Below are 3190 nucleotides of genomic sequence, written 5' to 3'. Positions count from 1 at the left end.
GATTCCTACGTGCCTTTATCGCCCGGGTCCGGGAGCAACGGAGTGTGTTCGGGGAAAAATCTGACGCGGAGGTCCTGCGCCTTCTGAACGTGTTCCGGGAGACCGACGACGGTCCTCGGCCCACACTCGCCGGCCTACTGGCATTCGGAGTTTATCCGCAGCAGTACTTCCCGCAACTGAACGCCACGGTGGTGGTCTTCCCGACGCCTGATCCTGCCCGGCCGGGGCCGCGTGGGGAGCGGTTCCTGGACAACCGTTCCGTAGACGGTCCGATACCTGTGATCGTGCGCGATGTCATAGGAATCCTGAAACGGCACATGAAGCAGCGCGGAATTATCGCCGGAATGTTTCGTGTTGATGAATGGGAGTATCCCGAGGAGGTGCTCCGAGAAACCCTGGTGAACAGCCTGGTGCACCGTGACTACTCGCCGTCAGCCCAGGGTGCTCAGATGCAGGTAGAGCTCTACCCTGACCGGCTGCAGATCCGGAACCCGGGCGGGCTCTTTGGACCAGTGAGCCTACGAGAGCTTGGACTCGGCACAGTGCCACCGTCATCACGCAATTCTGTCCTGCTCAAGATCCTGGAGGACACCCCGCTCGATCCAGGCCGGACAGTGTGCGAGAACCGAGGCACCGGCATCGCGCGCGTCCGTGCGGCGCTCGCCGAGGCGGGCATGGAGCCGCCGGTCTTCGAGGACGACATCGCGGCCTTCACCGTGACGATTCCCAACCACGCGCTGCTCGACGAGGAGACCAGGGACTGGTTGTCCACGCTGAACATCGCCGGGCTCACGGGTGCGCAGCTCACCGCGCTGGCGCTCACTCGCCGCGGGGAGACCTTGACCAACGTCAGCTACCGGGGTGCGACCGGCGTCGCGGACAGTCGAACGGCGACCACACAACTCAAAGAACTGCGCGCCCGCGGCTTGCTGGTGCAGGAAGGAGACCGGGGAAGCGCCACCTACCGGCTGAGTCCCCACGCCGGCCGGGCAACGAAGCAGCTTGACCGTGGACGGACACGGAATGATCTTGTGTTGGCTGTGTTGGCCAGCACACCGGCCAGCCGCGTCGACATTGCCCGCCGGGCTGGCCTTACCGACGAGCAGGCCCGCCAGACGCTTGCGCGGCTGCGTCGGATCGGGCAGGCCGAGCTGATAGGGGCGCCCCGATCTCGGAACGCGTTGTGGCGACTAGCCGTACCACCAGACCGCGACGGTTAGTCGGTACGTCGATCAGCAGGTCGTCCGCGTCTCACGCGACCGCCCCGGTGTTGAACTGGCACTGCCATGGCCACCCCAGCCAGCGGTGACGACCACATCGGCCAGCTCACGAGGGTCGAACACAACGGGCGGCTGGGGCGACTCGCTGCTCTCGGCGCCAACGTCGACCTCGCCGAAGACCTCCCATCCCTACGGGTGGCAGCGCTCGGGTGGTAGTCGTCAGCGCTCATCTTCGCCCGAGCGCCTGCCTTGGGGCGGACGCTCGGGCGGAGGAGCCGCGAGGGTCCGGGCGTCAGGCGTGGGCGCGCAGGGCTCGGACATACCACTCCCAGGTGCCGATGATGTCGTTGGGGGCCTGGTTGGGGGCCCAGCCGTTGATGATGCCGACGAGGGTCCAGTAGCGGCCGACGCGGCGGTCGGTGAAGGCTTCTATGCGGTCGGCCACGCGCGTGCGGTCTTCCGCCGGGGTCGGGCCGAGGGCTTCGAGACGCTCGACCACGGTCAGGGCCTCAGGGGAGGCGGGGTCGACCCCGGCCCGGGCAGCGGGACCGGCGAGTTCGCCGACAGCCTTGCCGACCTCGAACTGCGCCACGTCCGGCTCTGGCCCTTCGGCGCGGGCTCGTTCGGCCATCCGGCGGCTGGTGGCGATGAAGTCGGGATCGCGCAGCAGTTCGACGATCTCCACCCAGGCTGCGACCTGCTCCGGGGTCGGGTCCTCGGGCAGCTCGGGTGCGCCCATGGCCAGCTTGTCGGCGACAGCGCTGGGGTTGTCGCCGAAGACAGCGTCGAGGTAGTCGTCGATGATCCGCCGACGTTGTTCGGTCGTCAGGTTGGTCAGGTCGGTCATACGTTGGAGCTCCTCGGGGTCGGTGGATCCGATGAAGGCGCGCAGTACCGCGCGCTGCAGTCGCAGCACGCGAATCTGGGCGTCGAGGGCGCGTACGTGCTCGGCGGCCACCTCATCCAGCGACGTTTCGGCGCTGAGCACCCGCTTGATGTCGTCCAGGCCGACGCCGAGCTCGCGCAGGGTGCGGATGAGCCGCGCCCGGGCCACGGCGTCGGGCCCGAACAGCCGGTATCCCGCCGTCGTGCGTCCCTGCTCGGGCAGCACTCCGGCGTCGGCGTAGAACCGCAACGTCCGTACCGAGAGCCCGGTGCTCACCGCAAGCTGGCCGATCATCATGGAACCGATCATTGAGCCTCCACTAACTGGAGAGTCAACCGCCTCAACTGGCCTACGGCCCGCGCCGACCCCGACCCCGACCCCGACGCCGACGCCGACGCCGACGCCGACGAGCAGCTTGGTAGCCTACGGTTGTGTGGTGGGACTGCATCTGGGTCAGATCGCCAAGGCCGACGAGCTGCCGACCAACGATCCGTTGGCACTGTTGATTGGCATGGTGCTAGACCAACAGAGTCCGGAGAGAACGAACATGTCGCTCGCGACCACGAAGTGTCCCCTGGTACTCAGGCCGGCGTGCTTGTGAGCCGGTACGCGGCGTTCGGATCGCTGTAGGCCGCTGTTGTTCTGACGACCAGGCCGTCGGAGATCAGCTTGGTCAGCGCATAGCTGGCCTGTCGGTCGGTCAGGGAAAGGCGGACGGCGATCTCCGCGCGGGTCAGGGGCGACTCGACGGCCAGGAGTTCCAGAACCCGCTGCTTCCGCAGATTAAGCTCATGGGTCTCCTGACTGTGAGCAGTCCTCGCGGATTCGTGTCGCGGCAGGCGCTCGGGGATCTCGGAGAAAGGTGTCGGATTTGAGTCCTCGGCCGCGTCGTCCAGGACGTACCGTGCCCATCTGCGCTGGTTGACCATTTTGACCAAACCGCGGTGGACAAGATCCCCCAGCTCGCGGCGGGCGATTTTGCTGTCTACCGACAGTTCGATCCTGTACTCGTCGCTCGTCAGTGCTCGGCCGGTCCGAAGTATCGCGAGCGCCATCTCCTGCGTCGGGGAGATGCCTCAATGCC

The 3190-nt window shown here is 66.8% G+C and carries 4 protein-coding genes and 1 pseudogene; 3 read left to right on the top strand and 2 right to left on the bottom strand.

Translation table 11 applies throughout. The features are described from left to right. The coding region (locus tag AC08OJ_RS19415) for an ATP-binding protein (protein ID WP_476596488.1) at positions 1 to 1220 on the top strand (1220 nt) is incomplete at its 5' end. A gap of 66 nt (positions 1221 to 1286) precedes the next feature. Beyond that, complete coding sequence (locus AC08OJ_RS19410) at positions 1287 to 1436, top strand: hypothetical protein (RefSeq protein ID WP_462203327.1); 150 nt, start codon at positions 1287 to 1289, stop codon at positions 1434 to 1436. A gap of 76 nt (positions 1437 to 1512) precedes the next feature. On the opposite strand, the gene AC08OJ_RS19405 is transcribed toward AC08OJ_RS19410, so the two are convergent. After that, positions 1513 to 2403: a helix-turn-helix domain-containing protein gene (locus AC08OJ_RS19405; protein ID WP_476596487.1), complete on the bottom strand. Its 891-nt coding sequence runs from the start codon at positions 2401 to 2403 to the stop codon at positions 1513 to 1515. 139 nt (positions 2404 to 2542) lie between these two features. On the opposite strand from AC08OJ_RS19405, the pseudogene AC08OJ_RS19400 reads away from it, so the two are divergent. Continuing rightward, positions 2543 to 2641 (top strand): annotated as a pseudogene (locus AC08OJ_RS19400) (HhH-GPD-type base excision DNA repair protein); the annotation flags it as partial. A 46-nt stretch (positions 2642 to 2687) separates the two neighbouring features. On the opposite strand, the gene AC08OJ_RS19395 reads toward AC08OJ_RS19400, so the two are convergent. After that, positions 2688 to 3161, bottom strand: coding sequence for a winged helix-turn-helix transcriptional regulator (locus AC08OJ_RS19395; RefSeq protein ID WP_476596486.1), 474 nt, complete (start codon positions 3159 to 3161; stop codon positions 2688 to 2690). Between the last annotated feature and the right edge of the window lie 29 nt (positions 3162 to 3190).

The organism is Frankia sp. CgKIO3 (genome assembly GCF_977946435.1).
The sequence above is the reverse complement of the archived record's forward strand: the minus strand, read 5'-3'. Positions and strand labels throughout refer to the sequence as shown.

Coding starts and splice junctions, on each gene's coding strand:
- AC08OJ_RS19410 (WP_462203327.1), top strand. CDS start 1,287: ATGGCCACCCCAGCCAGCGGTGACGACCACATCGGCCAGCTCACGAGG.
- AC08OJ_RS19405 (WP_476596487.1), bottom strand. CDS start 2,403: ATGATGATCGGCCAGCTTGCGGTGAGCACCGGGCTCTCGGTACGGACG.
- AC08OJ_RS19395 (WP_476596486.1), bottom strand. CDS start 3,161: ATGGCGCTCGCGATACTTCGGACCGGCCGAGCACTGACGAGCGACGAG.